We start from the raw sequence: 23,096 nt of genomic DNA, 5'->3' as shown, positions 1-23,096 counted from the left end.
CGCGCCTCGACGAACCGCGCGCGTTGACACGAGGGAACCGGCGGCATAGACTCGCAACACCGCTCGGGAATGCGCTTTCCCGAATCCTTCACGAAGATGTCGAGGACCACATGTCGTCTGCCCCCAACGCGACCATGACCCTGGCGCTGGCCGCCGACCGACCCGAGCCCGCGGGCATCGTCCGCTGGTGGAGCCGCCACTGGCACCCGCTCGTCTTCGTGCTCGCGGTCATCGCCCTGTGGTGGGTCTCGACGAGCCTCGGGTGGGTGCCGGCGTTCATCATCCCGTCGCCCGCCGACACCTGGGCGGCCTTCACCGACAACGCGGCCTACCTGGCGCAGAACACCTGGGTCACGACCTACGAGACCGTGATCGGATTCGTCATCGCGGTCGTCGTCGGCGTCCTCGTGGCGGTGCTCATGGTCTACTCCCGCGGCCTGGAGCAGACGCTCTACCCGGTGATCCTGTTCGCCCAGGTCATCCCGAAGATCGCGATCGCGCCGCTGTTCGTCGTGTGGCTCGGGTTCGGCGCCGAGCCCAAGATCCTCGTCGCCGTGCTCATGGCGTTCTTCCCCGTCGTCATCTCGGGCCTCGCGGGTCTGCGCACCGTCGATCCCGAGATCCTCCAGCTCACGTCGACCATGGGAGCGAGCCGCTTCAAGACCTTCCTCAAGGTGCGACTGCCCGCCGCTCTCCCCGAGCTTCTGTCCGGACTGAAGGTCGCCGCCACGCTCGCGGTGACCGGCGCGGTGGTCGGCGAGTTCGTCGGCGCGAACGAGGGGCTCGGCTACGTCATCCTGCAGGCCAACGGCAACCTCGACACCGCGATGCTCTTCGCGGCGCTGATCATCATGTCGCTTCTCGGCGTGATCCTCTTCGGCATCATCCAGGTCGCCGAGCGCTTCCTCATCCCGTGGCACGCGTCCAAGCGCGACGTCGCCGCGGCCACCGTCCGACTCTGACCCCCCCTCGCACCTACGAAAGAAGGCACTGATGAAGAAGTCAGGCACCATCCTCAGCTCCATCGCCCTCGCGTCCGCGGCGGTGCTCGCCCTCTCCGGGTGCGGCGGCTCCTCGGCCCCGGCGGGCGAGGGCGGCGACGACACCGACGCGCTCACCCCGGTCACGCTCATGCTCAACTGGTACCCCTACGGGGAGCACGCCGCGTTCTACTACGGGGTCGACCAGGGCATCTTCGAGGAGCACGGGATCGACCTCACGATCAAGGCGGGGCAGGGCTCGACCAAGACCGCCCAGGCCGTGGGACAGGGCCAGGTCGACTTCGGCTGGGCCGACACCCCCGCCGTCCTCGCGAACATCGACAAGGGCGTCGGGATCAAGAGCGTCGGCGTCTTCCTCCAGACGACGCCGTCGGCCGTGCAGGTCTTCGCTGACTCCGGCATCTCCGGCCCGGAGGACCTGAAGGGCAAGACCATCGCCGTCTCCGCCGGCGACGCTCCGACCACGACGTTCCCGATGTACCTCGAGGCGGTCGGGCTCGACGAGGGCGACGTGACCCAGCAGAACCTCGACGCCGCGGGCAAGATCGCCGCGATGCTCTCCGGCCAGGTGGACGGGCTCATCGGGTTCGCCCACGACCAGGGACCGACCATCGCCGACAAGAGCGGCAAGGACGTCGAGTACCTGCGCTACTCCGACGCGGGGCTGAACTTCTTCAGCAACGGCCTCATCGCCCCGAACGACACGATCGAGAACGACCCGGAACTCGTCGAGGCGCTGGTCGCCGCGACCTCGGAGGCGTTCGAGGCCGCGCAGGAGGACCCGGAGGCCGCGGTCGCCGCGATGGAGGGCAAGGACCCGCAGATGCCGGCCCAGAAGGTGCTGCTGCACCAGTGGGAGGAGACCATCGAGCTGCTGCACACCGACGCCACCGAGGGCCAGGCTCCCGGAGCGAATGCCGCCGAGGACTGGGAGGCCACGCTCGAGGTGCTGTCGACGGCGGGCCTCATCTCCGGCGACGGTGACGTCGAGACCTACTACGACGACGCGTTCACCCCCGGGAAGTGAGGTCGGATCTCATGCTCACCCACGATCAGCAGGCGCGCGCCACGGCGGCCACGCCCACCGGCCCCGCGCTGGAGGTCTCCGACCTGGCGATCACGTTCGCCTCCAAGCGCCGTCAGGTCACCGCGCTCGAGGGGGTCGACCTGCGCGTGGAGGAGGGCGAGTTCCTCTCCATCGCCGGCCCGTCCGGATGCGGCAAGTCGACGCTGCTCAAAGCCGTGGCGGGACTCACCGCTCCCAGCCGCGGCAGCATCCGCCTCCGCGGGGACGAGGTCCGCGGTCCCCGGCGGGACATCGGGTACGTCTTCCAGCGCGCGGCGCTCCTCGAATGGCGCAGCGTCCGCGGCAACATCCTCCTCCAGGCCGAGATGCGCGGGATGGACATGCGCAAGGCCCAGGCCCGTGCCGACGAGCTCATCGAGATGACCGGTCTCACCGGCTTCGAGAAGTCGCTGCCGCACGAGCTCTCGGGCGGGATGCAGCAGCGCGTCTCGCTGTGCCGCGCGCTGCTGCACGAGCCGCGGGTGCTGCTCATGGATGAGCCGTTCGGTGCGCTCGACGCCCTGACGCGCGAGCGCATGAACGTGGAGCTGAACCGCATCTGGAGCGCCACCGGGACCACCGTCCTGCTCGTGACGCACTCGGTCGCCGAGGCGGTCTACCTCGCGAGCCGCGTCATCGTGATGAGTCCGCGTCCCGGCCGGATCCTGGAGGAGCACCGGGTCGACCTCCCGGCCCGCCGCGGGTACGCCGAGGTACTGGAGACGCCGGAGTTCCACCGGGTGTCGAGTCGCGTGCGCGAGCTGCTCGGCTCCTCCACCGACGCGGACTGAACCGCCCCGGCCTCCGGTCCCACCCCTGTGCGGGATCGCGAACGTCCCCACCCGCTCCGGGGTCGTTCCGATCCCGCCGGGGTCGCCCGGGTGTCAGTCGCCGAGGGCGGCGGACACCACGGCGCGGGCCTCCTCCTGCACCTCGGCGAGGTGCTCCGGGCCGCGCAGGCTCTCGGCGTAGAGCTTGTAGACGTCTTCCGTGCCCGACGGGCGGGCGGCGAACCACGCGTGCTCGGTCTGCACCTTGAGCCCGCCGATCGCCGCACCGTTGCCGGGGGCGTGCGACAGCTTCGCCGTGATGTCCTCGCCGGCCAGCGTGGTCGCGGTGACCGACTCCGGCGCCAGCTTGCCCAGCGTGGCCTTCTGCTCCGGCGTCGCGGGGGCGTCGACGCGCTGATACGCCGAGGCGCCGAACGCCTGCTCCAGCTCGGCGTAGCGCTCCGACGGGGTCTTGCCCGTGACCGCGATGATCTCCGCCGCGAGCAGGCACAGCAGGATGCCGTCCTTGTCGGTCGACCACACGGAGCCGTCGCGGCGCAGGAACGACGCACCGGCCGACTCCTCGCCGCCGAACGCGACCGTGCCGTCGAGCAGCCCGGGCACGAACCACTTGAACCCGACCGGCACCTCCAGCAGGCGGCGGCCCAGCGACTCCGCCACCCGGTCGATGATCATTGACGACACGAGGGTCTTGCCGACTGCGGCGTCGCGCGGCCACTGCTCGCGGTGGGAGAAGAGGTAGTCGATCGCGACGGCGAGGTAGTGGTTGGGGTTCATGAGCCCCGCATCCGGGGTCACGATGCCGTGCCGGTCGGCATCGGCGTCGTTCCCGGTGAGCACGTCGTAGTCGCCCTTGCGGGCGACCAGGGACGCCATCGCCGACGGAGACGACGGATCCATCCGGATCTTCTCGTCCCAGTCGAGGGTCATGAAACGCCAGGTCGGGTCGACCTCGGGGTTCACCACGTCGAGGTCGAGGTCGTGCATCTCGGCGATCAGCGCCCAGTACTCCACCGACGCCCCGCCGAGGGGGTCGGCCCCGATGCGCACGCCCGCGCTGCGGATCGCGTCGAGGTCGATGATCGACGGCAGGTCGCGCACGTACGCGTCGCGGAAGTCGTACCCGGTGATCGCGTCCCAGTCGACGTCGGCGAACCGCTCGCGCTTCACCTCGGTGAGGCCGTCGGCGATGAGCTGGTTCGCGCGGTCGGCGATCCAGCCCGTGGCGTCGGTGTCGGCGGGACCACCGTGCGGCGGGTTGTACTTGAAGCCGCCGTCGCGGGGCGGGTTGTGCGACGGGGTGACCACGATGCCGTCGGCCCGGCCGGGGTCGTCGGTCGCGCGACCCCTGTTGTACGTGAGGATCGCGTGGCTCAGGGCGGGCGTCGGCACCCAGGAGTCGCGGGCGTCGACGCGCACGTCCACGCCGTTCGCGAGCAGCACCTCGATCGCGCTGCGCTCGGCGGGCAGCGACAGGGCGTGCGTGTCGCGGCCGAGGAACAGCGGCCCGGTGATGCCCTGCGCGGCGCGGTAGTCGACGATCGCCTGCGTCGTGGCGAGGATGTGGTTCTCGTTGAAGCTCTTCGTCAGCGAGGAGCCGCGGTGGCCGCTGGTGCCGAACACGACCCGTTCGGCCGGGACCGTCGGGTCGGGCACGCGGTCGTAGTAGGCGGCGATCAGCTCGTCGACGTCGATCAGGTCACTTTCCTCCGCGGGGAGGCCGGCACGACTGCTCATCCTCTCAGTCTGCCCCGTGATCCGGATGCGCGCATCCGCTTGACATCCGGGAGGCCGGTGCGCGAGCGAGGGCTAGGCTGAACGCCGTGACCGATCGCCGCACCTACAGCTATCTCGGACCAGCCGGAACCTTCACTGAGGCGGCACTCGACCAGGTGGCGGAGGCCAGGGGGCAGGTGTGGCGTCCCGTGCACAACGTCGGCGAGGCGCTCGACGACGTGCTGGAGGGCCGCAGCGACGCCGCGATGATCGCGATCGAGAACTCGATCGAGGGCGGCGTCTCCACCACGCAGGACGCGTTGGCGACGCTCCCCGGGCTGCGCATCATCGGCGAGTACCTGGTGCGGGTCAACTTCGTCCTGGTCGCCCCGCGCGGCACCACGCTCGACCAGGTGGAGGTGATCGCGGCGCACCCCGTGGCGTACGCGCAGTGCCACGGCTGGCTCGGCGAGCACCTGCCGCGGCACTCGCACGTGCCGGCGGCGAGCAACGTGGCCTCGGCGATCGGCGTGCTCGACGGTTCGCTGCCCGCCCAGGCGGCGATCGCGGCCCCCGGCATCGTGCAGCACTACGACGTGGACGTGCTCGCGGAGGGCATCGGCGACAACGCGGCCGCCGTCACGCGCTTCGTGCTGGTCACCCGCACGACGCGCTCCCCGGAGCCGACCGGGGCCGACAAGACCTCCCTCATCGTGGAGCTGCCCCACGACCACCCCGGCTCGCTGCTGGAGATGCTGGAGCAGTTCTCCACCCGCGGCATCAACCTCTCGCTCATCGAGTCTCGCCCGATCGGCGACGAGCTCGGCCGCTACCGCTTCGTGATCGACGCCGACGGTCACATCGAGCACGAGCGCATGGCCGACGCCCTGCTCGGCATCCGCCGCTTCAGCCCGCGCGTGGTGTTCCTCGGGTCGTACCCGCGTGCCGACCGGCAGATCGTGCAGTACCCCGACCGCTACTCCGACGACGTGTTCATCGAGGCACGCGACTGGCTGCGCGGCATCCTCTCCGGCGAGCCCGAGTCCTGACACCCGTCCCCGGGCTTCGCGGGTCGAGCACGCGTCGGGACCGAGGGCCCCGGCGCGTCTCGAGCGACGGTCGCGGTGGTCAGTGCTCCTGGAACAGCGGCCACGCGCTGCCGGGAGCCATGCGCGCATGCAGTGCCCCCTTCGCCGACGCGAGGCTCGGGTAGGTCCCGGCCACGGCGTCCGCCCCGGCCATCGTGACCGCGTACCCCTCGTCGTCATGGCGGATGCTGCCGACCACGCCGTTCGGGCCGTAGGCGACCCACAGTGCGAGTGTCCTGGTGCTCATCGTCGAACCCCTCTCTCTGCCGCTGAGGCTACGCCTCGGAGTCGGCCGGGGCCAGCCCCTCGCGCCGGGCTCAGGCGGTCGCGATGAGCTCGAGCGTCTGCGTGCGTCCGGGCGAGGTGTCGGCGGGCTCGGCCTCGAACGCTCCGGCGACGGGCGAGAGCATGACCTCGTCCACGCCGTGCTGCGTGGCGAAGGCCCGCACCTCTGCGGCGACGGACTCGCCCGTGCCGACGAACCACCGCGACCGGGCGGCCTGCACGACCTGGTCGGTCGCGGCGTCGGAGGTCGCGGCGAGTGCCTGCTCCACGGTCTCCAGCGCCACCAGGGGCTGGTTGAGCCGCAGCCGGGCCATCATCCGCAGCTGGGGGAGGGCGCGCTGCTCGGCCTCGTCCGCGGTGGGGGCGGCGACCGCGTTGACGGTGAGGAACGTGCGCGGCTCCGGGTGCTCCTCGCTGGGGCGGTAGTTCGTGCGGTACAGGTCGAGCGCCCGCTCCAGCCCCTGGCCGGAGAAGTGGTTGGCGAACACGTAGGGCAGTCCGTGCGAGGCGGCGAGCTGCGCGGAGTAGTCGCTCGACCCGAGCAGCCACACCTCGGGCACGCCGGTCGCGGCGGGGGTGGCCCGCACGGTGTACTCGCCGCCCGACGTGAAGCGCACCGTGGCACCGTCGGCGGAGAAGAGCGCCGCGATGTCCTGCACGTGACGCGGGAACTGCTCGACGTCGCTGGTGGTGCCGCTGCCGCGCAGCAGCTGCGTGATGACGGGGTCGCTGCCGGGCGCGCGGCCGAGACCGAGGTCGATGCGTCCTGGCGCGATGGCCTCGAGCGCCGCGAACTGCTCGGCGACGATGAGGGGTGCGTGGTTCGGCAGCATCACGCCACCCGAGCCCAGGCGCAGCCGTCGGGTGCGCGCGGCCGCCGCGGCGATCAGCACCGGGGGCGTGGTCGAGGCCACCGCGGGCATGTTGTGGTGCTCCGCGAACCAGTAGCGGCGGTAGCCGAGACGGTCGGCGGTCTCGGCGAGCGAGAGGGAGGCGGCGATGGCCTCGGCGCTGGTCTGGCCGGAGCGGACCGGCACGAGGTCGAGGACGGAGAGGGCGACGTCGTTCATCCCCGGGTGCAACCCGAGACGTCGCGCGCGCATTCCCGGCCTCGCACCGGTGCGTCCGTGACGCGACCGCGCGGGTGCGGGCTCAGGCGGCCCGGGCGGCGGGGGTCAGCGACTCGCGGAGCGCGGCGCGGGCCAGGCGGTAGCGGATGTGCCAGGCGGCGCTGTAACTCTGCTCGGGGAGGGTGCGCAGCACGGCACGGTCGTCGGCGTCGAGTCCGTCGCGGGTGGCCTCGCGCAGCAGGTCGTCGCGCGTCGCCGGGTACTCCATGCCGGCGAGGAAGCGATCGAGGGTGGGGGAGAGGGCCATGGGTCGTCCTTTCTGCGGGGAGGAGGAAAGGGAAGGACGGGGGCGGCGCGTGGGCGCCGCCCCCGCGGGTCAGGCGTCGATGGCCTGGCGCTGCTCGCCGGACTCCACGACGATCTTGCGCGGCTTGGCGCGCTCGCTCACCGGGATCACGACCGACAGCACCCCGCTCTCGTAGGAGGCGCTGATGCTGTCGAGGTCGACGCCGTCGCCGAGCGAGAACTGGCGCAGGAACGAGCCGGCGCCGCGTTCGCGGGCGAGCCACCGCACGCCCTCGCGCGTGTCGGCGGTGCGCTGGGCGCGGATGGTGAGCTGACCGCCGTCGAGGTCGACGTCGATCGAGCCCGGGTCGGCGCCGGGGAGGTCGGCGTGCAGGATGTAGCGGTCACCGTCGCGGTACAGGTCCACCGGCATCGACCGGGGTGCGCGAACGGAGTCCAGCACGCTCGCGGCGAAGCGATCGAGCTGGCTGAAGGGATCGAAGGTCAGTGCCATGAGGTTCTCCTTTCGTGCGGCCCGTATGGGCTGAGGTGGTGTGCAGATTATCTGCACGTGGGGTATAGATTTGTTATAGAACGAGATGACCGATCTCGCAACCCCGATCCGAGGACACGTCAGGATGACCGCACGCGACTCGCGCACACCCGTCTACGGCATCGCCGTGGCTGCCCAGCTCGTCGACCTGCCGGAGGCGACCATCCGCCTCTTCGAGAGCAAGGGGCTGCTCGTCCCCGCCCGCAGCGACGGTGGCACGCGCCGCTACAGCGACGACGACATCGAGCGGCTGCGACGCGCGGCCGAGCTCCGCGGCGACGGGCTCAACATCGCCGGTATCGCCCGTGTGCTCGACCTGCAGGACGAGAATGCCGGACTCCGCGACGCGCTCGACGCGGAGACCGCCCGCACGCCCGCGCGGCGTCGCCCCGCCCGCTGACCCGTCCTCGGACGACGCTACGCTTCCCCCATGGAAGCCGGGATCTTCTACGTCCTCGTCGGAGCCGTCGCCGTGGCCGCGTTCGCGCGCTGGCGCGGGTGGCCGGCGCCGCTGCTGGTGACGGTGGTCGCGCTCGCCGCCTCGTTCCTGCCGATCGTGCCCGACCTGTCCATCGACGGGCACCTGCTGCTTGGCCTGGTGCTGCCGCCGCTGCTGTACTCCGCCGCGCTGGATGTGTCGTTCGTCGGCTTCAAGCGCAGCCTGCCGCAGATCCGACGGCTCGGCATCTGGCTCGTCCTGCTCACCGCGCTCGCGGTCGGCCTCGTGGCGTGGTGGATCCTGCCGTCGCTGACCCTCCCCGGTGCGCTGCTGCTCGGAGCGATCGTCGCACCGCCCGATGCCGTGTCCGCCGCCGCGATCGGCCGCCGTCTCGGGCTCCCGCGGCGCATCATGACGGTGCTGTCGGGCGAGAGCCTCATCAACGACGCCACCTCGCTGACCCTGTACCGCGTGTTCGCGGCGATCCTCGCCGGGGCCACCCTGACGGTGTGGGACGGGGTCTGGCAGTTCCTGGTCGCGGTGGGCGTCGGCGTCGCGGTCGGGCTCGTGTTCGGGATCGTGCTCCACCAGCTGCGCATGCGCATCAGCGACCCCGTCGTGATCGGCACGTTCGGGCTGCTCGCGCCGTTCGGGGCGTACGGCATCGCCGAGCACCTCCTGGGCTCCGGTGTGCTCGCGGTCGTGGCGATGGGACTGTACGTGGGGTTCAACGCCCCGCGCACCGACTACACGACCAGGCAGCAGGAGGCGCCACTGTGGCTGTCGGCCGACCTGCTGCTGGAGAGCTTCGTGTTCGCGTACATCGGACTGCAGTTCCCGCGGGTGCTCCGCGACCTGAGCAGCGAGTCCGTGGGGCGCATCCTGCTGCTGTCCCTCGCCGTGCTGGTGGTGGTGCTGCTCGTGCGGCCCCTGTACATCTACCCCACCAGCGCGTGGGCGAACTTCCAGGACCGCCGTCGGCTCGCGCGCATGGACCGGGGGATCGCCTCGGGGGAGTTCGACGAGCGTCGGCGGCGGTCGCGGCGCTGGCGGCAGTACAGCGCGGACGAGCTGCGCACGCAGATCGTGCGGGAGCGCATGGCCGGACTCCAGCTCACGTGGAAGGACAACGCCGTGATCTCCTGGGCGGGAATGCGCGGCGTGGTCACGCTCGCGATCGCGGTGGCCGCGGCCGACCTCGCGACGCTCGACACCGAGGCCTCGCACGCGATCGTCGTCGTGGCGTTCATCGTGACGGTGGGCACGCTGCTGCTGCAGGGGCTGACGCTCCCGCTGCTCATCCGGCGGCTCGGGATCCGGGGCGACGCCGAGCACGCGGAGGACGAGGCCGCGCTCGAGGCGGTCAAGGCCAAGAGCCGGGAGGCGGGCAAGGAGTACCTGGCGCAGAAGCGCGTCGAGTGGGAGCAGAAGCACGGTGCGGTCGACCTGAGCGTGTTCGACGCCTTCACGAAGCGCATGACCAGGGTGGAGAAGGACACCGACGAGGCGCAGCGGGTGGAGGACACCTCGAGCCGTCCGTCGTTCGACGACCTGGTCGCGCTGTCGAAGGGGTGGTTGCAGGTGCGGAGGGAGATCCTGGTCGCCGAGCGCGACGCGGGCAACCTCGACGAGGAGGTCATGCGGGAGCTGCTGACCGCGATGGATGCGGAGGAGCTGGCGATGGACACGCGCGGCGCCACGCGTCAGCAGGGCCGCGTCTGACGCGGTCGCCCCGCGCCCCGCACACGAGAACGCCCCGCCTCCCGGAGGAGACGGGGCGTTCCGGCGTGACGGGTCAGCGGGCGCCGGCCGGCTCCGGCGCGGTGTCCGAGGCGGCGTCGGCCTCGGGGGCGTCGTCGTCGGACGAGTCGTCGGCGAACGGCAGGCCCTCGCGCGGCGCGTTGTAGAGCTCCTCGTTGAGGATGCCCTCGCGCTTGGCGACGATGGTCGGGATCAGCGCCTGGCCCGCGACGTTGACCGCGGTGCGGCCCATGTCGAGGATCGGGTCGATCGCGAGCAGCAGACCGACGCCCTCGAGCGGCAGACCCAGGGTCGACAGCGTGAGCGTGAGCATGACGACCGCGCCCGTGGTGCCGGCGGTGGCGGCGGAGCCCACGACCGAGACGATCACGATCAGCAGGTACTGCACGAAGTTCAGCTCGATGCCGAAGAACTGGGCGACGAAGATCGCGGCGATGGCCGGGTAGATCGCGGCGCAGCCGTCCATCTTCGTGGTCGCGCCGAGCGGCACCGCGAACGAGGCGTACGAGCGGGGCACGCCGAGGTTGCGCTCGGTCACGCGCTCCGTGAGCGGCAGCGTTCCGATGGAGGAGCGGCTCACGAACGCGAGCTGCACCGCGGGCCAGACGCCCGAGAAGTACTGCTTGATCGACAGGCCGTGCGTGCGCACGAGGATCGGGTAGACCACGAACAGCACGAGAGCGAGGCCGATGTAGATCGCGGCGGCGAACCAGCCGAGCGACGCGAGCTTCTCCCAGCCGTACTTGATGACGGCGGAGCCGATGAGGCCGAACGTGCCGATCGGGGCGATGCGGATGATCCACCACAGCACGCGCTGGATGACCTTGAGCAGCGACTCGGTGAAGACGAGGAACGGCTCGGCCTTCTTGCCCGCCTTGAGGGCGGCGATGCCGACGACCGCGGCGACGACGATCACCTGCAGGATGTTGAAGCCCACCGTGGAGGTGAACGCGCCCTCGGTCGCGCCGGGGGAGGTGCTGACCGTGAGGCCGAGGAAGTTCTGGGGGATCAGGCCGAGGAGGAAGTTCCACCACGTGCCGACCGTGTAGGGGTCGCCGGGCTCGAGGCCCTCGCCGGCGCGGTTGCCCGGCTGGATCACGAGGCCGAGCCCGATGCCGATGATGACGGCGATGAACGCGGTGATCGCGAACCACAGGATGGTCTGACCGGCCAGGCGTGCCGCGTTCTGCACGCGGCGCAGGTTGGAGATGCTCGCGACGATCGCGGTGAAGATCAGCGGGACGACCGCCGCGCGCAGCAGCGTGACGTAGGAGCTGCCGATCGTGTCGAGCGTGGCGGACAGACCGGTGGGGTTCTCGGCCGTGGCGCCGAGCTGACGGCCGATCAGGCCGGCGGCGATGCCGAGGACGAGGGCGGCGATGATCTGGAAGCCGAACGAGGTCAGCAGCTTCCGGACCGGCCCGCGGGTGTCTGGCGCCTTCTGGGCGCGTGCGGTGGTGCTCATCGAGGTGGGGACTCCAGAGATCGCGGCGCGCCGGGATGCGCGCCATGAGGCTCAACGCTAGAGCTGGCTGGGAATTCCCTGGGCGGATATGACGAAGCATGACGGCCGCCCCTCCGCAGCCGTCATGCTCCGGGTTCGGGGGGTCAGGGCGCGACGCACTCGTTCAGGTTGTCGGTGATGATCTGCGTCGTGAGCGCCTTGTCGGCTTCGTCCTTCTGCTTGTCTTCGCCGTTGGCGATGTAGGTGAGCGTCTCGTCGCTCAGCTCGGAGTCGACCAGCGCGTCGGCGAGGCAGCTGGCGGCCTCGTCGGTCATCGCCTGCTCCTGGCTCGTGCCGGCGAACACCTTCTGGATCCCCTCGGCCACCTCGTCGGACGACGGGCGGGCCGGTCCGCCGCACGCGGCGAGGGACAGGGCGAGCGCGACGGCGGGCACGAGGGCAGCGAGGCGGGCGGCCGGGCGGGCCGCGGGTGCTGGCTTCTTCATGCGGACGACGCTAGTGCGCCACAGCAGATCCATAGAAGGGGCTTGCGTGCGGAGGCGCATCCATGCTCCGCGTCAGCGGGCCGCGAGCACGAGCAGGTCGCCCACGTCGCACTCCAGCGCCTCGCAGATCGCCCGCAGCGTGGAGTAGCGGATCGCGCGGGCGCGGTCGTTCTTGAGCACGGACAGGTTGACGATGCTCACGCCGACCGCGGCGCTCAGCTCGGTGAGGGTCATGCCGCGCTCGGCGAGCAGCTCGTCCAGGCGGCAGTGGATGCCGGTGAACTCCTCGTCGCTCTCGGCCGGGCTCACACTAGCCCCTCCGTCTCCTTCTCCAGGGCGGCGCGCTGCTGCTCCAGGCGCATGCCCTGCCGGAACACGGCGGCGAGGGCGAGCAGGCCGAGCGCGGCGGCGAACGGCAGCGGCGTCACGGTGAGCTGATACGCCGCGGGGTACCACGGGCTGCCGATCGGGAGGGCCTCCCGCAGGCCCGCCGTGGCGGCGATCCCGTTCAACAGGTCGGAGGCCACGCCGAGCACCACGAGCGTGACCGCGCCGCCGACGAGGGCGCGGGTCACGACCAGGGAGAACGCGCGCCCGCGCAGCGTGTGGAAGCAGATGAGGGCGAGGACCACGGCGGGCACCGTGGCGAGCGCCAGGCTGCTGAGCTGTGCCGCCGCGGCGAGGAGGCGGAGTCCGAGCGAGGCGTTGCCCACGGTGAAGTCCGTCAGTTCCGTGCCGCCGCAGGTGAGGGCGGTGTGCGCACCGTCGCCGAACTCGGAGCAGGGGAGGGCGGCGGGCCAGTCGAGGAAGACGACGGTCCGCCCGTGCAGCTCCGCCCAGTCGACCGCGAACGCCTTGACGACGACCGCGATCGCGCCGAGTGCCGACAGGATCACCCACCATCCCGACAGCGTGAGCGCCGCATCGAGGGTGACCGTGCGGCTGCCGCGCCGGCGGCTGTTCCAGACGACGAGGGCGACGACGGCGGCGCCGACGGCGAGGGCGATCGCGATGTTGAGCAGCGAGGGCCAGACGGCCTCCGAGCCGAACGTGATCATCAGACCAGCCCCTCCGTGTCGCGCTGCAGGCGGCGGCCGACGGCGAACACGCCCGCCACGAGGGCCAGGGCGAACGCCCACCCCACGGGTGCCAGGTCGAACTGCACGAGCAGCGTCCACAGCACGTCTTCGACGCCGGGTTCGGTCGCGGCCAGATCCTTCACGATCTCGGCCCGGCCGATGCCGCCGGCGAACTGCCCGAGCAGCGTGCCGGCCATCAGCAGGCAGGCGGCGACCGCGAACATCCACCCGAGCGAGGCGCGGAACGGGCGGGAGCGGATGAGGGACACTCCCAGCCACCAGACCACCGCGCACAGGGCGACCGTGGCGAGCGCGGGCAGCGCCGTCTCCAGCAGCAGCAGCCAGCGGGCGGCGGTGGGCGGCGCGGTGAGGGTGACGAGTGCGGAGTCGACGGTGGCGCCCTCGATCCCGGCCATTCCGTCGAGGGCGGTGAGGTCGACGTCGTGCACGGGCATCGCGATCGTCGGCGACGGCGAGAACAGGGTGGCGGCGGCCTGGGCGACGGCGACGATCGCACCGATTCCGACGCTCACGGCTCCGGTCGCGATCAGTCCGAGGGCGATGCCGTCGGCGAGCGAGGGTCGTCTATCCGTGGCGAGCATGGGCTCCTCCTGGAGATCGGGGGGTTATCGACTTTCGTTAACATAACGACTGTCGATAAACGGGTCAAGCCCCCGCTATGCCCACGGCGAACACGGGCATACCCGGCATTCCTGGTCGTTACTCTCGATGTACAAGCGCTTCATGCGTCTTCGCCCCGTGCGAATAAGGAGTCAACATGTTCGAGAGATTCACGGACCGAGCCCGTCGAGTGGTCGTCCTCGCCCAAGAAGAGGCGAAGATGCTCAACCACAACTACATCGGCACCGAGCACATCCTGCTCGGCCTCATCCACGAGGGCGAGGGCGTCGCAGCCAAGGCGCTGGAGTCGCTCGGCATCTCCCTCGACGCCGTGCGCGAGCAGGTGCAGGACATCATCGGCCAGGGTCAGCAGCAGCCGACCGGCCACATCCCGTTCACGCCGCGCGCCAAGAAGGTGCTCGAGCTCAGCCTCCGCGAGGCTCTGCAGCTCGGCCACAACTACATCGGCACCGAGCACATCCTCCTCGGCCTCATCCGTGAGGGCGAGGGCGTGGCCGCCCAGGTGCTGGTCAAGCTCGGCGCCGACCTCAACAAGGTGCGCCAGCAGGTCATCCAGCTGCTGTCCGGCGCTCCGGGGCGCGAGCCCGCGTCGGTCGGCGCGCAGACCAACGACTCGCCCGCCGGCGCCCAGGGTGGCTCCGCGGTGCTCGACCAGTTCGGTCGCAACCTCACCCAGGCCGCGCGCGACAACAAGCTCGACCCGGTGATCGGGCGCGAGAAGGAGGCGGAGCGGGTCATGCAGATCCTCTCCCGCCGCTCCAAGAACAACCCCGTCCTGATCGGTGAGCCCGGCGTCGGCAAGACCGCCGTCGTCGAGGGCCTGGCGCAGGCGATCGTCAAGGGCGATGTTCCCGAGACGCTGAAGGACAAGCAGCTCTACTCGCTCGACCTCGGCTCGCTCATCGCCGGTTCCCGCTACCGCGGCGACTTCGAGGAGCGCCTGAAGAAGGTCACCAAGGAGATCCGCACGCGCGGCGACATCATCGTCTTCATCGACGAGATCCACACCCTCGTGGGTGCGGGTGCCGCCGAGGGCGCGATCGACGCGGCGAGCATCCTCAAGCCGCTGCTCGCCCGCGGTGAACTCCAGACGATCGGCGCCACCACGCTCGACGAGTACCGCAAGCACTTCGAGAAGGACGCCGCTCTCGAGCGCCGCTTCCAGCCGGTGCAGGTGAACGAGCCGACGCTGCCGCACGCGATCAACATCCTCAAGGGGCTGCGCGACCGCTACGAGGCGCACCACAAGGTGCAGATCACCGACGGCGCGATCGTGGCCGCGGCGAACCTCGCCGACCGCTACGTCTCCGACCGGTTCCTCCCCGACAAGGCGATCGACCTGATCGACGAGGCCGGCGCGCGCCTGCGTCTGTCGATCCTGTCGAGCCCGCCCGAGCTGCGGGAGTTCGACGAGAAGATCGCCGCCGTGCGCGAGCAGAAGGAGCTCGCCTCCGAGGAGCAGGACTTCGAGAAGGCCGCGTCGCTGCGCGACGAGGAGAAGAGCCTGCTCGCCGAGCGGCTGCGCCTCGAGAAGCAGTGGCGTGCGGGCGACGTCGCGACCCAGGCGGTCGTCGACGAGGGCCTGATCGCCGAGGTGCTCGCGCAGGCCACGGGCATCCCCGTGTTCAAGCTGACCGAGGAGGAGTCCAGCCGACTCGTCTTCATGGAGAAGGCGCTGCACCAGCGCGTCATCGGTCAGGAGGAGGCCATCGCGGCCCTCTCCAAGACCATCCGTCGTCAGCGTGCGGGCCTCAAGGACCCGAAGCGCCCCTCCGGTTCGTTCATCTTCGCCGGCCCCACGGGCGTCGGAAAGACGGAGCTGGCCAAGGCGCTCGCGGAGTTCCTGTTCGACGACGAGGCCGCGCTCATCTCGCTCGACATGAGCGAGTTCGGCGAGAAGCACACCGTCTCGCGGCTGTTCGGTGCCCCTCCCGGGTTCGTCGGCTTCGAAGAGGGCGGTCAGCTCACCGAGAAGGTGCGGCGCAAGCCGTTCAGCGTGGTGCTGTTCGACGAGATCGAGAAGGCCCACCCCGACATCTTCAACTCGCTGCTGCAGATCCTTGAAGAGGGTCGCCTCACCGACGGTCAGGGTCGGATCGTGGACTTCAAGAACACGGTCATCATCATGACCACCAACCTTGGTGCACGCGACATCGCCGGCGGTCCCGTGGGCTTCCAGATCGAGGGCAACAACGCCACCAGCTACGAGCGGATGAAGGGCAAGGTCAACGAAGAGCTCAAGCGGCACTTCAAGCCCGAGTTCCTCAACCGTGTCGACGACATCATCGTCTTCCCGCAGCTGAGCAAGGACGAGCTGGTGCAGATCGTGGACCTGTTCACGAAGCGCCTCGGCGAGCGTCTGCTCGACCGCGACATGACGATCGAGCTGTCGCAGGCCGCCAAGGAGCGTCTGATCGAGATCGGCTTCGACCCGGCTCTGGGCGCCCGGCCGCTGCGTCGCGCGATGCAGCACGAGATCGAGGACCGTCTGTCGGAGAAGATCCTGCACGGCGAGCTCGACTCGGGCGACCACGTGAAGGTCGACGCGAAGGACGGGGAGTTCCTGTTCGAGCACGGTCCGCGCGGCGAGAAGGTCGCGGTCGGTGTCAACACCGGCGGCGGCGCCATCGCCGGTACGCCCGACCTGGCGATCACCGGCAACGACTGATCCCACCCGGGTCGTGAGCCCGGACGTGAAGGGGCGGATGCTGCGGCATCCGCCCCTTCCTCGTGTCTGGGAGGCGCACGGAGGGTGCGGTTCTAGGCTGGTCGGGTGAGCGACTACATCGTCCGGCCCGCCCGCAGCGCCGATATCGTCAGCATCCGCAACCTGCTCCAGCCGCTCGTGGAGCAGCGCATCCTGCTCGGCAAAGACCTGGCGGTGCTGTACGGCGCGGTGCAGGAGTTCGTGGTGGCGGAGGCCGACGGCGAGCTGATCGGCTGCGGCGCCCTGCACGTGATCTGGGAGGACCTCGGCGAGGTGCGCACCCTGCTCGTGCGCGACGACTGGCTGCACCACGGCATCGGTCGCGCGATCGTCGAGCGCCTGGAGGAGAACGCGCGCGCACTCGGACTGACGCGCCTGTTCTGCCTCACGTTCGAGGTGGATTTCTTCGGCCGCCGCGGCTTCACCCCCATCGGCGAGCAGGTCGTCGATCCCGACGTGTACTCGCAGCTGCTGCGCAGTGGAGACGCGGGTGTCGAGGAGTTCCTCGACCTGGCGCACGTCAAGCCGAACACGCTCGGCAACACCCGCATGCTCAAGGTGCTCTGAGGCCCGACGGGCGCACGACGCCTCCCAGGATCGCGGGGCTCGATCGCTTAACCTGGAACCATGCCCCGTCGTTCCGCCGCCGTCTACCGTCGTCGGCGTCTGGTGGTGCTGCTCGGGCTGATCCTGGTCCTCGCGGTGATCGGGGTGTCGGTGTGGCTGCTGGTCGCGCGCCCCTGGGCCGCCGCGACCGATGCGACCCCGGCGCCGACGTCCTCCTCGACGACCGAGACGACGCCGCCGCCCACGGGTTCCGCGAGCCCGGCGCCCACTCCGAGCGCCTCCGAGACGCCCGCTGTCGTGGCCTGCCAGGCGAAGGACATCGAGGTCACGGCTGTCACCGACGCCGACACCTACGCGGCGGGCGTCACCCCGCGCCTGTCGATCTCGCTGACGAACAAGGGCGCCACGGACTGCACGATCGACGTGGGGTCGAGCACCCAGGTGTTCACGGTGTCGAGCGGCGCGGACGTGTGGTGGCGGTCGACGGACTGCCAGGAGAACCCGAGCAGCATGATCGCGACGCTCACCGCCGGATCGACCGTGGTGAGCAAGGAGCCCGTGGTGTGGGACCGCACCCGGTCGAGCGTGGAGACGTGCGCGCAGGAGAACCGGCAGCGGGCGCCCGGTGGCGGCGCGTCGTACCATGTGGCCGTGTCGATCGGCGGCTTCCCCAGCGCCACCACGGCGCAGTTTCTGCTCTACTGATCGCACGCTACGGCTTTGCGGGCGATCCGGACGTGCGGCTTCGGATTGCTTCGTCTGCTGCGGCAACCGATCCGAATTGCGGCGACCTTCGCGTCGGAGGGCCTCTTGTGCTGACACGAGTCGTTCTTTGGGATACCATAGACATGACTCTCCGCCTATGCGGCATAAGCCATCCCCAGTGGCGTCGAACTACAGCGTCCCCAGCGCTTCGACACCGCCGCTCGAGAGTCCGAGGGCCCTCTCGAGTACCCCAGTCCCCAATGGAGGACTCGAGAGGGCCCCAATCTTTTTCCCGCGCCGGCCGGAGGTCGCCGTGGAGCCGCGCTCGTCGTGTCGATGCCTAAGCTGGAGACATGGCTGCGAAGAAGGCGAAGTCCGGCAAGAAGAAGCCCGCACCCGAGGACTTCCGGTCCGAGGCGCTGGCGGTGGCCCTCGAGAAGCAGGACGTGGCCGCGGTCGCTCTGGCCCTGCGGCACGGCACGACCGTCGTCCCGCTCATCAAGCCCGGTGCGCGCGACAACCCGCTCGACGGCGGCGAGGTGTGGACGTACCGCGACCCGAACACGGGCGACCTGGCGCTGCTGCTCTTCAGCGACGCGAAGAACAAGCCGGCCAACCTGCCGCCCGGTGTGGGCATCTACGACGCGGCCTGGCTGCGGCGGTTCCTCTCCGCGCACCCCATCACGACCGTGTTCCTCGACATCGCCGGTCCCCATCCCATGCAGGCGGATCCGGTCGAGCTGCTCAAGGCGCTCGACGCCTGATCGCGGCGCCGCGGCTCAGAACGGCGGGATGTCGCGGTCGGGACGCCGGGCCGCGTTCCGCGAGCGGATGTCGCCCAGGGCGGCGCGCAGCGTCTTCGACCGGTCGTCGACCACCTGTTCGTAGCCCAGTCGCGCCGCCTCCGTCCGGCGCTGCGCGGCCTGCGTGACCGGCCGCACCTCGCCCGCCAGGCTGAGCTCGCCCACCGCGGCGACCGTGCGCGGCACCGAGATCATCTGGATGGACCCCGCCACCGCGATCGCGATCGCGAGGTCGGCCGCGGGCTCGGTGAACCGCACGCCGCCCACCGTGGAGACGTAGACGTCGAGGCTGCCCGTGGGCACCCCGGCCCGGCGCTCCAGGATGGCCAGCACCATCGCGACGCGCGACGCGTCGAGGCCGTGCACGATGCGCCGGGGGTTCGGGGCGTTGCTGGGCACCGTGAGCGCCTGCACCTCCACCGGCAGCGCGCGGCGGCCCTCCAGCGAGATCGCGACGCACGTGCCGGGCTCGGATGCCCCCTGCGACAGGAAGAGACCGGACGGATCGGGCACCTCGGCGATGCCGTCGCCGGTCATCTCGAAGCAGCCCACCTCGTCGGTCGGCCCGAAGCGGTTCTTGAGCGCGCGGATGAAGCGCAGCGACGTCTGCCGGTCGCCCTCGAAGTGGCACACCACGTCGACCAGGTGCTCCAGCACGCGGGGACCGGCGACCTGCCCGTCTTTCGTGACGTGCCCGACGATGATGATCGGCAGGTCCCGCTCCTTGGCGACGCGGATGAGGGTCGCGGCGACCTCGCGCACCTGGCTGGGCTGTCCTGCCGCGCCGTCGGTCAGTGACGACGACACCGTCTGCACGGAGTCGACGATCACGAGCTGCGGCTGCACCTCGTCGATGTGGCCGAGGATCGTGGCGAGGTCGGTCTCGCTCGCCAGGTACAGCTCGTCGTGCAGCGCGCCGGTGCGCTCGGCGCGCAGCCGCACCTGAGCGGGGGACTCCTCGGCGCTCGCGTACAGCACCCGCCGCCCGGCACGTGCCGCCTGCGCGGCGACCTCGAGCAGCAGCGTGGACTTGCCGACGCCCGGCTCGCCGCTGAGCAGGATGGCGGCGCCGGGGACGATGCCGCCGCCCAGCACGCGGTCGAACTCGCCGACCCCGCTCGTGCGCCGGGGTGCGTCCTGTGTCGTGATCTGCGTGATCGGTCGCGCGGCGCGGTCGGCGGTGGGGGCGAGGGCGCTCACGCGTCGGAGGATGCCGGTCTGGGTGGCCTGCTCCTGCACGGTTCCCCACTGCTGGCACTCGCCGCAGCGGCCGACCCACTTGGCCGTCGTCCACCCACACTCGGTGCACACGTAGGCGGGGGGAGCGGGTTTCCGGGTGGCCATGCCCCCAGGCTATCGGCGGGATCAGACATCCCTATCGCCCGGGTGATTATTCACGGCCCGGTCCCCCAACAGGGGTGTGGATCGCCAGAATAATGGAGACATGTCCAACGGCGGGTCCGTCTGCGGACCGATCTCGAGCTACTCCCGGGTGCGCATCCTGCACCTGCTCTTCGAGGCGGGGGTGACCGGTGCGTCCCGGCACCTCACGATCGGCGAACTCTGCGCGGCCACCGGCCTGCACGCCAACACCGTCCGCGAGCATCTGCAGCGCCTCATCGAGGGCGGCTACGTGATCCCCGAGGTGGAGCACCGCACCACCCGCGGCCGCCCGCGCACGCTCTACCGCGCCGCGACCGGTGCGTCCGACGCATCGAGCCCGGTCGCCAGGGACAAGGCCAAGGCGGCGGCCCGTCGCGGCGACCTGCTGCGCAGCGTGGTGCCCTCCGCGGCCCCGAGCGCCCTCGGCCGTGACGCCGTGCACCAGCTCGACGCCCTGGTCGAGCACCTGGAGGAGAGCGGTTTCGAACCGGTCGTCGACGACCGGGTGCTGACGGTCGACCTGAGCCCGTGCCCGCACGCCGCCGGCCGTCCCGAAGACCGCCCGCTCCTGTGCCAGGTGCACCTGGGCCTCATGCAGAGCGTGCTGACCGAGGCCGGGGGACCGCTCGTCGCCGCGTGCGTGCGCGACGCTCAGAGCCCATCGGAGTGCACGGTGCAGCTGCGCGACACCACGACGCAGCAGTCCGACAGAAGAGGAGTCGCGCATGGAATGGCTTGATCCGCTCGTCCTGTCCCGATGGCAGTTCGGGCTGACGACCGTCTACCACTACCTCTTCGTGCCCCTGACGATCGGCATGGCCCTGGTGGCCGCGATCTTCCAGACGGCGTGGGTGCGCACCGGCAAGGTGCAATACCTCCACCTCACCCGCTTCTTCGGCAAGATCTTCCTGATCAACTTCGCCATGGGCGTGGTCACCGGCATCGTGCAGGAGTTCCAGTTCGGCATGAACTGGTCGGACTACTCCCGCTTCGTCGGCGACGTGTTCGGAGCCCCGCTGGCCTTCGAGGGTCTCCTCGCCTTCTTCTTCGAGGCGACCTTCATCGGCCTGTGGATCTTCGGCTGGGACAAGCTGCCGCAGAAGCTGCACCTCGCGACCATCTGGTGCGTCTCGATCGGCAGCATCCTGTCGGCGTACTTCATCATCGCGGCGAACGCGTTCATGCAGAACCCGGTCGGCTACACGTTCAACGAGGCGACCAACCGTGCCGAGCTCACCGACTTCTGGGCGTTGCTGACCAACCCCGTGGCGCTCGCCGCCTTCCCGCACACCATCTTCGGCGCGCTCATGTTCGCCGCCGGTGTCGTCATCTCGGTCTCGGCCTGGCACCTGGCGCGGGGCCAGCACTTCGACACCATGCGCGTCTCCCTCAAGTTCGGGCTGTGGGCCATGATCTTCTCCACCGCGGGCGTGGTGCTCACCGGCGACCAGCTGGGCCTGGCGATGTACGCCGCGCAACCCATGAAGATGGCCGCCGCCGAGGCGACGTTCAACACCGTATGCGGACCGGACGCCTCCTTCAGCCTGTTCACGCTCGGCACGCCGGACGGCAGCTCCGAGCTGTTCTCCATCCGCGTCCCGTACCTGCTGTCGCTGCTGTCGACGCACACGCTCGACGCGTGCGTGCACGGCATCAACGACCTCAACGCCGAGTACGCCCAGACCTACGCCGCCACGGGCCTGACCGACTTCGCCCCGATCCTGTGGGTCACGTACTGGTCGTTCCGCTGGATGATTGGCCTCGGCATGGCCGCCGCCCTCGTCGCGGTCGCCGGCCTCTGGGTCACCCGCAAGAACGCCAAGAAGCCGGTCGCGCCGTGGATGTGGAAGGTCGCGATCTGGTCGTTCCCGCTCGCGCTCGCCGCCAACATCATGGGCTGGGTGTTCACCGAGATGGGTCGGCAGCCGTGGATCGTGTTCGGGCTGATGTCCACGCGAGACGGCGTCTCGCCCGGTGTCAGCGGTGTCGAGGTGCTCATCTCGCTGATCGCCTTCACCGCGATCTACGCCGCCCTCGCGGTGGTCGAGGTGCGGTTGATCGTGAAGGCCGCCCAGAAGGGGCCGGACACCGATGAACAGCCCCATGAGGAGACGGCTCAGCTGCCGTCGGTCGTGTACTGAGAGGAAGGAGCATCATGGATCTCGCAACGCTCTGGTTCTGGATCGTCGCCTTCCTCTTCGTGGGGTACTTCGTGCTCGACGGATTCGACTTCGGCGTCGGCATGTCGCTGCCGTTCCTCGGCAAGGACGACGTCTCCCGCCGGCAGGTCATCAACACGATCGGCCCGGTGTGGGACCTCAACGAGACGTGGGTCATCGTGGCCGGTGCCTCGCTGTTCGCGTCGTTCCCCGAGTGGTACGCCACCCTCTTCAGCGGGTTCTACCTGCCGCTGCTGCTCATCCTGCTCGCGCTCATCCTGCGCGGCGTCTCGTTCGAGTACCGCCACCAGCGCGAGAGCAGGAAGTGGAAGCAGGGCTTCGACCGGATGATCGTGATCGGCTCGGTCGTGCCCGCGCTGCTGTGGGGCGTCGCCTTCGGCAACATCGTGCAGGGCGTCGCGATCGACGAGAACCACATCTACGTCGGCGGCTTCTTCTCGCTGCTCAACCCCTACGCGCTGCTGGTCGGCGTGACCACCCTGCTGCTGTTCTTCCTGCACGGCGTGCTGTTCGTGGCGCTCAAGACCGACGGGCAGGTGCACGCCGATGCCCGGAAGCTCGCCGCCCGCGCGGCCGTGCCCACCGTGATCGCCGCCGCCGCGACGGTGCTGTGGACCTACTTCCTCGCCGCGGGGCGGGAGGCGCCGCTGCTGTGGCTGGTCGCGGGTGCCGGTGCCATCGCCGCGGTGTCGCTCATCGCCGCGATCGTGCTGTCGCTGCGGGGCCGAGACGGCCAGGCCTTCACCGCGGGCATCGTCACGGTGATGACGGCCGTGGTGATGCTGTTCGCCGCGCTGTTCCCGTTCGTCATGCCGTCGACCATCGACCCGGCGTTCAGCCTGACGATCGCGAACGCGTCGAGCACTCCGTACACGCTGCAGATCATGACCTGGACCGCGCTGATCGCGCTGCCGCTCGTCATCGCGTACCAGACCTGGACATACTGGGTGTTCCGCAAGCGCGTCACCCGCAGCTCGATCGAGGGGGCGCCGGCCCACGCGTGACCCTGCCCCGCCCCCGATGAT

At 70.3% G+C, this 23,096-nt stretch carries 24 protein-coding genes; 13 read left to right on the top strand and 11 right to left on the bottom strand.

Annotation, left to right across the window (positions count from 1 at the left end; translation table 11 throughout):
• Nucleotides 1-110 precede the first annotated feature (110 nt).
• From ACWH95_RS02335 to ACWH95_RS02325, 3 genes are read left to right on the top strand one after another with little or no spacing between them, the layout of a single operon-like run.
• On the top strand, nt 111-962 hold the full coding sequence (locus ACWH95_RS02335) for an ABC transporter permease (RefSeq protein WP_136034641.1): 852 nt from the start codon (nt 111-113) through the stop codon (nt 960-962).
• 31 nt (nt 963-993) lie between these two features.
• Nucleotides 994-2,028 carry an ABC transporter substrate-binding protein gene (locus tag ACWH95_RS02330; RefSeq protein ID WP_447653225.1) on the top strand — a complete coding sequence of 345 codons (1,035 nt, stop codon included), beginning with the start codon at nt 994-996 and terminating at the stop codon, nt 2,026-2,028.
• A gap of 11 nt (nt 2,029-2,039) precedes the next feature.
• A complete protein-coding gene (locus ACWH95_RS02325) occupies nt 2,040-2,858 on the top strand; it encodes an ABC transporter ATP-binding protein (protein ID WP_447653224.1) in 819 nt (272 codons plus the stop codon).
• Nucleotides 2,859-2,951: 93 nt separating this feature from the next.
• Here the strand turns inward: ACWH95_RS02325 and pgm are convergent, their stop codons facing one another.
• Nucleotides 2,952-4,595 carry a phosphoglucomutase (alpha-D-glucose-1,6-bisphosphate-dependent) gene (gene pgm, locus ACWH95_RS02320; RefSeq protein WP_136034647.1) on the bottom strand — a complete coding sequence of 548 codons (1,644 nt, stop codon included), beginning with the start codon at nt 4,593-4,595 and terminating at the stop codon, nt 2,952-2,954.
• 77 nt (nt 4,596-4,672) lie between these two features.
• Here pgm and pheA point away from each other — a divergent pair, with 77 nt between their 5' ends.
• The gene (pheA, locus tag ACWH95_RS02315) at nt 4,673-5,623 is read left to right on the top strand and encodes a prephenate dehydratase (protein WP_136034649.1); all 951 of its coding nucleotides are present in this window, start codon (nt 4,673-4,675) and stop codon (nt 5,621-5,623) included.
• 79 nt (nt 5,624-5,702) lie between these two features.
• Here pheA and ACWH95_RS02310 read toward each other — a convergent pair whose 3' ends face one another.
• From ACWH95_RS02310 to ACWH95_RS02295, 4 genes are all read right to left on the bottom strand, one after another.
• Entirely contained in the window at nt 5,703-5,909 is a 207-nt protein-coding gene (locus tag ACWH95_RS02310) for a methyltransferase (protein ID WP_136035692.1), read from the bottom strand.
• A 70-nt stretch (nt 5,910-5,979) separates the two neighbouring features.
• Nucleotides 5,980-7,017 carry an LLM class flavin-dependent oxidoreductase gene (locus ACWH95_RS02305; RefSeq protein WP_247982217.1) on the bottom strand — a complete coding sequence of 346 codons (1,038 nt, stop codon included), beginning with the start codon at nt 7,015-7,017 and terminating at the stop codon, nt 5,980-5,982.
• Nucleotides 7,018-7,099: 82 nt separating this feature from the next.
• On the bottom strand, nt 7,100-7,324 hold the full coding sequence (locus tag ACWH95_RS02300; RefSeq protein ID WP_136034658.1) for a DUF2795 domain-containing protein: 225 nt from the start codon (nt 7,322-7,324) through the stop codon (nt 7,100-7,102).
• 69 nt (nt 7,325-7,393) lie between these two features.
• Nucleotides 7,394-7,816 (bottom strand): Hsp20/alpha crystallin family protein, encoded by a 423-nt coding sequence (locus tag ACWH95_RS02295; protein ID WP_136034660.1) that lies wholly within the window; start codon nt 7,814-7,816, stop codon nt 7,394-7,396.
• 124 nt (nt 7,817-7,940) lie between these two features.
• Here ACWH95_RS02295 and ACWH95_RS02290 point away from each other — a divergent pair, with 124 nt between their 5' ends.
• Together ACWH95_RS02290 and ACWH95_RS02285 are read left to right on the top strand one after the other, a co-directional pair.
• Complete coding sequence (locus tag ACWH95_RS02290; RefSeq protein ID WP_136035688.1) at nt 7,941-8,255, top strand: MerR family transcriptional regulator; 315 nt, start codon at nt 7,941-7,943, stop codon at nt 8,253-8,255.
• Nucleotides 8,256-8,285: 30 nt separating this feature from the next.
• Nucleotides 8,286-10,016 carry a cation:proton antiporter gene (locus ACWH95_RS02285; protein ID WP_136035686.1) on the top strand — a complete coding sequence of 577 codons (1,731 nt, stop codon included), beginning with the start codon at nt 8,286-8,288 and terminating at the stop codon, nt 10,014-10,016.
• A gap of 73 nt (nt 10,017-10,089) precedes the next feature.
• On the opposite strand, the gene ACWH95_RS02280 is transcribed toward ACWH95_RS02285, so the two are convergent.
• The 5 genes from ACWH95_RS02280 to ACWH95_RS02260 all read right to left on the bottom strand — a co-directional run bounded on the left by ACWH95_RS02280 (nt 10,090) and on the right by ACWH95_RS02260 (nt 13,686).
• The gene (locus tag ACWH95_RS02280) at nt 10,090-11,520 is read right to left on the bottom strand and encodes a dicarboxylate/amino acid:cation symporter (RefSeq protein WP_205812751.1); all 1,431 of its coding nucleotides are present in this window, start codon (nt 11,518-11,520) and stop codon (nt 10,090-10,092) included.
• A gap of 143 nt (nt 11,521-11,663) precedes the next feature.
• A complete protein-coding gene (locus ACWH95_RS02275; RefSeq protein ID WP_136034667.1) occupies nt 11,664-12,005 on the bottom strand; it encodes a hypothetical protein in 342 nt (113 codons plus the stop codon).
• Between the two features lie 72 nt (nt 12,006-12,077).
• Nucleotides 12,078-12,314, bottom strand: a complete 237-nt coding sequence (locus tag ACWH95_RS02270; protein WP_136034669.1) for a helix-turn-helix domain-containing protein — start codon at nt 12,312-12,314, stop codon at nt 12,078-12,080.
• Nucleotides 12,311-13,063, bottom strand: a complete 753-nt coding sequence (locus ACWH95_RS02265) for a hypothetical protein (RefSeq protein ID WP_247637773.1) — start codon at nt 13,061-13,063, stop codon at nt 12,311-12,313. Before ACWH95_RS02265 ends, ACWH95_RS02270 begins: the two co-directional genes overlap by 4 nt.
• Nucleotides 13,063-13,686 (bottom strand): hypothetical protein, encoded by a 624-nt coding sequence (locus ACWH95_RS02260; RefSeq protein ID WP_454120094.1) that lies wholly within the window; start codon nt 13,684-13,686, stop codon nt 13,063-13,065. Before ACWH95_RS02260 ends, ACWH95_RS02265 begins: the two co-directional genes overlap by 1 nt.
• A 176-nt stretch (nt 13,687-13,862) precedes the next feature.
• Between ACWH95_RS02260 and ACWH95_RS02255 the strand changes: the two genes are divergently transcribed.
• From ACWH95_RS02255 to ACWH95_RS02240, 4 genes are all read left to right on the top strand, one after another.
• On the top strand, nt 13,863-16,394 hold the full coding sequence (locus ACWH95_RS02255; RefSeq protein WP_136034677.1) for an ATP-dependent Clp protease ATP-binding subunit: 2,532 nt from the start codon (nt 13,863-13,865) through the stop codon (nt 16,392-16,394).
• A 105-nt stretch (nt 16,395-16,499) separates the two neighbouring features.
• A complete protein-coding gene (locus ACWH95_RS02250; protein WP_136034679.1) occupies nt 16,500-17,000 on the top strand; it encodes an amino-acid N-acetyltransferase in 501 nt (166 codons plus the stop codon).
• A 60-nt stretch (nt 17,001-17,060) separates the two neighbouring features.
• The gene (locus ACWH95_RS02245) at nt 17,061-17,705 is read left to right on the top strand and encodes a hypothetical protein (protein WP_454120093.1); all 645 of its coding nucleotides are present in this window, start codon (nt 17,061-17,063) and stop codon (nt 17,703-17,705) included.
• Between the two features lie 353 nt (nt 17,706-18,058).
• Nucleotides 18,059-18,469, top strand: a complete 411-nt coding sequence (locus tag ACWH95_RS02240; protein WP_136034683.1) for a dehydrogenase — start codon at nt 18,059-18,061, stop codon at nt 18,467-18,469.
• A 15-nt stretch (nt 18,470-18,484) separates the two neighbouring features.
• Here ACWH95_RS02240 and radA read toward each other — a convergent pair whose 3' ends face one another.
• Nucleotides 18,485-19,852, bottom strand: coding sequence for a DNA repair protein RadA (radA, locus tag ACWH95_RS02235; RefSeq protein WP_454120092.1), 1,368 nt, complete (start codon nt 19,850-19,852; stop codon nt 18,485-18,487).
• 100 nt (nt 19,853-19,952) lie between these two features.
• Here radA and ACWH95_RS02230 point away from each other — a divergent pair, with 100 nt between their 5' ends.
• Genes ACWH95_RS02230 through cydB form a run of 3 tightly spaced genes read left to right on the top strand, consistent with a single transcriptional unit; the run spans nt 19,953 to nt 23,075 of the window.
• Nucleotides 19,953-20,630 (top strand): ArsR family transcriptional regulator, encoded by a 678-nt coding sequence (locus ACWH95_RS02230; protein ID WP_136034687.1) that lies wholly within the window; start codon nt 19,953-19,955, stop codon nt 20,628-20,630.
• Nucleotides 20,617-22,032, top strand: coding sequence for a cytochrome ubiquinol oxidase subunit I (locus ACWH95_RS02225; RefSeq protein WP_136034689.1), 1,416 nt, complete (start codon nt 20,617-20,619; stop codon nt 22,030-22,032). Before ACWH95_RS02230 ends, ACWH95_RS02225 begins: the two co-directional genes overlap by 14 nt.
• Before the next feature lie 14 nt (nt 22,033-22,046).
• Nucleotides 22,047-23,075 carry a cytochrome d ubiquinol oxidase subunit II gene (gene cydB, locus ACWH95_RS02220; RefSeq protein WP_454120091.1) on the top strand — a complete coding sequence of 343 codons (1,029 nt, stop codon included), beginning with the start codon at nt 22,047-22,049 and terminating at the stop codon, nt 23,073-23,075.
• The last annotated feature ends 21 nt before the right edge of the window (nt 23,076-23,096 follow it).

This window comes from Microbacterium sp. NPDC055502 (assembly GCF_053643635.1).
This window is presented reverse-complemented; position numbering and strand designations above follow the sequence as displayed.

Bases quoted from the DNA above. Each gene is read 5' to 3' on its own strand.
- ACWH95_RS02335 (WP_136034641.1), top strand. From the start codon at position 111: ATGTCGTCTGCCCCCAACGCGACCATGACCCTGGCGCTGGCCGCCGAC.
- ACWH95_RS02330 (WP_447653225.1), top strand. From the start codon at position 994: ATGAAGAAGTCAGGCACCATCCTCAGCTCCATCGCCCTCGCGTCCGCG.
- ACWH95_RS02325 (WP_447653224.1), top strand. From the start codon at position 2,040: ATGCTCACCCACGATCAGCAGGCGCGCGCCACGGCGGCCACGCCCACC.
- pgm (WP_136034647.1), bottom strand. From the start codon at position 4,595: ATGAGCAGTCGTGCCGGCCTCCCCGCGGAGGAAAGTGACCTGATCGAC.
- ACWH95_RS02310 (WP_136035692.1), bottom strand. From the start codon at position 5,909: ATGAGCACCAGGACACTCGCACTGTGGGTCGCCTACGGCCCGAACGGC.
- ACWH95_RS02305 (WP_247982217.1), bottom strand. From the start codon at position 7,017: ATGAACGACGTCGCCCTCTCCGTCCTCGACCTCGTGCCGGTCCGCTCC.
- ACWH95_RS02300 (WP_136034658.1), bottom strand. From the start codon at position 7,324: ATGGCCCTCTCCCCCACCCTCGATCGCTTCCTCGCCGGCATGGAGTAC.
- ACWH95_RS02295 (WP_136034660.1), bottom strand. From the start codon at position 7,816: ATGGCACTGACCTTCGATCCCTTCAGCCAGCTCGATCGCTTCGCCGCG.
- ACWH95_RS02290 (WP_136035688.1), top strand. From the start codon at position 7,941: ATGACCGCACGCGACTCGCGCACACCCGTCTACGGCATCGCCGTGGCT.
- ACWH95_RS02285 (WP_136035686.1), top strand. From the start codon at position 8,286: ATGGAAGCCGGGATCTTCTACGTCCTCGTCGGAGCCGTCGCCGTGGCC.
- ACWH95_RS02280 (WP_205812751.1), bottom strand. From the start codon at position 11,520: ATGAGCACCACCGCACGCGCCCAGAAGGCGCCAGACACCCGCGGGCCG.
- ACWH95_RS02275 (WP_136034667.1), bottom strand. From the start codon at position 12,005: ATGAAGAAGCCAGCACCCGCGGCCCGCCCGGCCGCCCGCCTCGCTGCC.
- ACWH95_RS02265 (WP_247637773.1), bottom strand. From the start codon at position 13,063: ATGATCACGTTCGGCTCGGAGGCCGTCTGGCCCTCGCTGCTCAACATC.
- ACWH95_RS02260 (WP_454120094.1), bottom strand. From the start codon at position 13,686: ATGCTCGCCACGGATAGACGACCCTCGCTCGCCGACGGCATCGCCCTC.
- ACWH95_RS02255 (WP_136034677.1), top strand. From the start codon at position 13,863: ATGTTCGAGAGATTCACGGACCGAGCCCGTCGAGTGGTCGTCCTCGCC.
- ACWH95_RS02245 (WP_454120093.1), top strand. From the start codon at position 17,061: ATGCCCCGTCGTTCCGCCGCCGTCTACCGTCGTCGGCGTCTGGTGGTG.
- ACWH95_RS02240 (WP_136034683.1), top strand. From the start codon at position 18,059: ATGGCTGCGAAGAAGGCGAAGTCCGGCAAGAAGAAGCCCGCACCCGAG.
- radA (WP_454120092.1), bottom strand. From the start codon at position 19,852: ATGGCCACCCGGAAACCCGCTCCCCCCGCCTACGTGTGCACCGAGTGT.
- ACWH95_RS02230 (WP_136034687.1), top strand. From the start codon at position 19,953: ATGTCCAACGGCGGGTCCGTCTGCGGACCGATCTCGAGCTACTCCCGG.
- ACWH95_RS02225 (WP_136034689.1), top strand. From the start codon at position 20,617: ATGGAATGGCTTGATCCGCTCGTCCTGTCCCGATGGCAGTTCGGGCTG.
- cydB (WP_454120091.1), top strand. From the start codon at position 22,047: ATGGATCTCGCAACGCTCTGGTTCTGGATCGTCGCCTTCCTCTTCGTG.